We start from the raw sequence: 4,598 nt of genomic DNA, 5'->3' as shown, positions 1-4,598 counted from the left end.
TAATGGGCAACTTATTGGTAACTATAAACCAGGATATGAAAACTATGGCAACCTATTTAAAATTATCGGCGAACTTCCTCACAATAGTTGTTTTATTCTGAATAGTTGGGAGCCACCTTTAGAAATTTTCAACTTTACAGATAATGACTCAGCAGTACGTTTATTTCAGTTGACTGGTTTAACGGAAAAGGTGGCGCGTGAGATGCTCAAAAATAGAGGATTATTAGATGAGGAAAAATGGCAAGAATTGATAAATTTCTATCAAGGTAATCCCCAATGGTTAAAATTAGTAGGACAGACAATTAAAAATTTATTTGGCGGGAGTGTCGCTCAATATTTGAGTTATCAACCATTATTTTTGTGCAGTGAATTAACCAATATTTTCCAGCAGCATTTTCAAAGATTATCTGAGTTAGAAAAACAAGTGCTATGTCAACTCAGCAACCAACCAAAATCTGTTTCAGTTTCCCAACTATTAGAAAAATCCCAATTATCATCACCAGAATTATTTCAAACATTACTATCTTTAGAAAGACGAAGTTTGATAGATAAAATTTTAGAAGAAAATCAGACTTTATTTATCGTTAAACCTATATTTAGGCATTATATAGAACAAATTATAAATCGTTGTTAACTTCTGATAAAACTAGAATGTAATTGTATTTATAGCGATTTTTATCTCAGTTAAGCATAACTGTAGTCGGCAAGATGCTAAAATATAAATTTTGCCAAAAGTATTGTTTATGAAACCATTAATATTAGATATTTTTTCCGGTGCAGGTGGATTTAGTCTTGGTTTTAAATGGGCGGGTTGTCAAATTATTGGTGCTATAGAAATAGATAAATGGGCATCAGAAACTTTTGCTTATAATCATCCAAATGCAGTTGTTATCAATCAAGATATTACGACTATTACTAATAGAGATATAGCAGGGATTTGGAGTAATAATAAACCACAAATTGTGATAGGTGGTCCTCCTTGTCAAGGATATTCTATTTGTAATAAAAATTCTGGAGACCCTAAAGACCCTAGAAATAACCTTTTTAGAGAATTAATCAGAGTAGCTATAGTGTTTGAGCCAGAAATATTGATTATGGAAAATGTACCTAACCTGATAAAAATTAGGACTCATTCTCAAACGAAAGTTATTGATATTATTGAAGAGGAGTTTAATAAAATTGGGTATCACGTCTACATAAATATATTGGAAGCTACAGCATACGGAGTACCTCAAATCAGAAAACGTTTATTTATTGTTGCTTCAAAACAGGAACTAGAAAATCCTTTTCCCTTACCAACTCATGGAGTATTAACCAATCGGCAAATGTCTTTATTTGAAGAAAATTTAAAGTTATGTCCGACATTATGGGATGCTATTTCTGACTTGCCGACCTTAGAAGCTGGTGAAGGAAAAGAAGAGTCAAATTATTTAAAACAACCATCGAATGAGTATCAAAAATTATTGAGAAATGGAAATAACATTCTGTTAAATCATAAAGCTATGAATCACACTCCAAGAATGGTCAAAAGATTTGCCACAATGACTTGGGGAAGTTCTGGAAAAGATGTACCAAAACATTTACAACCACGGCAAAGGAACTCTACAAAAATATCTCAAAAAATCTACGACCAAAATAATAGAAGACTCCACCCAGATAAACCATGCCACACAATTCCAGCGTCATTTTATGCTAATTTTGTTCACCCTTATCAACACAGAAATTTCACAGCTAGAGAAGGTGCGAGAATACAGTCATTTCCAGATAGTTTTAAATTCATGGGTAAACCAACAGTTGTTAGTCATAAGCTATTATCTAGAGAAGGTCGTTTAGCAGAAAAACATTTATGTCAATATAATCAAATTGGAAACGCCGTTCCTCCTTTGTTAGCTAAAGCTATTGCTGATAATATATTAAAACAGTTTTCAAGAATTTAGAATTTAGAATTTAGAATTTAGAATTACCTCTCAAAAGAAAACGGATAGGATTGACGAACAGGAAAATTTTTATTTATTATCCCCTTAAAATGGGAGGCTTTAAACAACAATATCTCGGTAAAATAGAGTCAAATAAAATGTATGTTCAACTGTGCCAGTTTAGAAAAATCACTACAACTGTCTACCCTATTATATGACAACTAAATAACTGTCACCTACATACTAAGTTCTACCTTAATAGTCAGCTTAGGATTGATATTAAGAAAGGCAAGAACACAAGAGTGACACTTTTTAATCTGGTCAGTTTCTATTAATAAGCTGCCAGAGTTCGGGTAACACTTTCTCCCATCTGCCTAAATCATTAAATCAAAAATAACTTAACTGAAAAACCATGAACTTAGTAACAACAATTAACTCTGCTAATCACGCCCAATTTGACCTAGCTGGTTATTGCCATTCCACTCCTAACTATCTACAAACCAGAGCCAGAATTAATTATTTACTCGAACGCTATCTTTCCCAAGATATTCTCACAGAAAGACTATTAGACTTACCCCAACAATTTGAAAATCCTCAACAAAGACCTTGGCAAAAAATTAATTGGCAAGCTATAAATCATAGTCAAATTATTGGTATAGAACCAAAATTATTTTTACAAGTAATTACCTCCGCTGTAGAAATTGAAGCACCAATTCGTTCCTATTCTCAAGAAAGTTGGGGTTATTTACAAACAGCTCATCCTCAACTAGCTAGATTTATGGGAGGTGTAACTGATGAAAATGGGAAAATAATTGAAGCTGGTATTTGGGAAAAAGAAGAACGACAACACGCCCCTGCTTTTAGCAAGATTTATCAACAACTTACAGGGAAAAAATTACAGCCAAAACCTAATATGGTTAATGGTTATCAACCTACTGGAAATGTACGGGCAGAAATCTATAATCATGGAATAAGTAGAATTAGTTCTGAATGGAGTGCGGTATCTATTTATATATGGTTAATGTCTCATTCTACAGGGGCATTACAAATGGCGATCGCTCAACCTTTACAAGATGAAGTTAATCATTTGGCTAAGTTTTGGGGAATCACTAGATGGGGTTTTGGTGATTCGGTTTTTCGGCGAGTTATTGGCAGTATCTCTCGCCTAATTAGACTCTTAAATCATCATCAAAAAGAGCGAACTTCTGGTCAAGATATTATCAAGTTTTATCATTTAAAATATGGTATTGAGATTGGCTATACTTTGATGAAAGTAATGATACAAATGTGTCGTTGGAATTATCATTTAAAAGCTGATGCTTTGACTCAAGTTTTTGGTAATTATCTCAGTTATAGCAATTCCCATGGTAGTAAGGAAGAAGGAAAAGGGAAGAAGGAAGAAGGCTTAAAAGCTTGAAAAAACCTAAATTTCCTGTAGATATTAACCTTTGGGTTTACACAAACGATACCAGCGGACATGATATAAGGGGATAAAAAAATAGAATATTGCTTATCTCAAACCTCCTTATTAGACATCTCCAGAAAATAGGCAACAGGCAACAGGGAGAAAGAATTGATAATTTATGGATAATAATTGATTTAATTTTTAATTTTTGGAGATGTCTATTGCAGAGGTATTGATAACTGATAACTGATAACTGATAACTGAAATGACTCCCCTACTCCTTCACCAAACGTCGATGTTCTTGACTCAGTAACAAAACACCCATAGTAACAATAACTATACCAAGCAGTTGTAAACTATTGAGAGTTTCTTGAATTGTCAACCATGCTAAAATAGCAGTTAAACTAGGATTAGTTGCACCTATTGTTGCAGCAGAAGTAGCACCAATCAGACGAATGCCATAATTAAACATTAAATGACCAGCCAAGGTGACAATTGCCGATAAAAATCCGCCAATCCACATAGACATCCAATTAAGACCGCTACTTCCTTGCCAAATTAATAAGCTACAAGCAGATAGCCCTAGAGCAGTGGCAAAACTAATCCAAGTAAAAGGTACTGGATGCAGAGCTTCAAAACTTTTTTGTGCATTTACAGTGTAAAGTGCATAGGAAAGTCCAGAGCCAATACCGAAAATTACTCCGACCGCATTATAACTATCGGATGTAGTCTGACTGTAGGGAATAGTCAAAAAAGTGCCTAGTAACACTACTATCATCACCATCCAGCGAAAGCGAGTAGGGGGAATACCTAAGAATAGCCAAGAAAATAATGAAGTGAACATCGGGTAAGTAAAAAATAGAGTTAATGCAACTCCAGTTTCAATTAATCCAATAGATACATAAAGCATTGCTAAGTAAAGAAACATAAGCATCCCGCCACCAAGCGATCGCCACAAAAGGGGACGAGATTCAGTATTTCCTAATTCTCTAACATTTTGCCAAGTTTGCGGGTAGAGTTTCGTGGCGAAGGATGCCATCAACGGAACAACCAATACCATTCGCATGAACATGAGCAAAAATGAATTTTGTAGGGTGGGAGTAACAAACCCTCCTGTCTGAAAAATGCCAAAAATTGTCTGTTCGTTGAATAAAACTCTGACAATGACATTTTGGAAACAGAAACAGAATGATGCAAATATAACAATGAAAAAACCAAGCATATAATTTATAGTAAAGGACTTTTTCAAGACCTTGACTATTGTGACATTAATTATA

The 4,598-nt window shown here is 34.1% G+C and carries 3 protein-coding genes and 1 pseudogene; 3 read left to right on the top strand and 1 reads right to left on the bottom strand.

Annotation, left to right across the window (positions count from 1 at the left end):
- The 3 genes and pseudogenes from AC3DU7_RS26055 to AC3DU7_RS26045 form a co-directional block, all read left to right on the top strand.
- Positions 1 to 634: pseudogene (locus AC3DU7_RS26055) on the top strand (ATPase); the annotation flags it as partial.
- A 109-nt stretch (positions 635 to 743) separates the two neighbouring features.
- Positions 744 to 1,937 (top strand): DNA cytosine methyltransferase, encoded by a 1,194-nt coding sequence (locus AC3DU7_RS26050; protein ID WP_488042186.1) that lies wholly within the window; start codon positions 744 to 746, stop codon positions 1,935 to 1,937.
- Positions 1,938 to 2,328: 391 nt separating this feature from the next.
- A complete protein-coding gene (locus AC3DU7_RS26045; RefSeq protein WP_488042185.1) occupies positions 2,329 to 3,333 on the top strand; it encodes a hypothetical protein in 1,005 nt (334 codons plus the stop codon).
- A 262-nt stretch (positions 3,334 to 3,595) separates the two neighbouring features.
- Here the strand turns inward: AC3DU7_RS26045 and AC3DU7_RS26040 are convergent.
- Positions 3,596 to 4,598 (bottom strand): DMT family transporter (locus AC3DU7_RS26040; RefSeq protein ID WP_488042184.1); only part of this gene is annotated, 1,003 nt, incomplete at its 5' end.

The organism is Okeania sp. (assembly GCF_983059655.1).
This window is presented reverse-complemented; position numbering and strand designations above follow the sequence as displayed.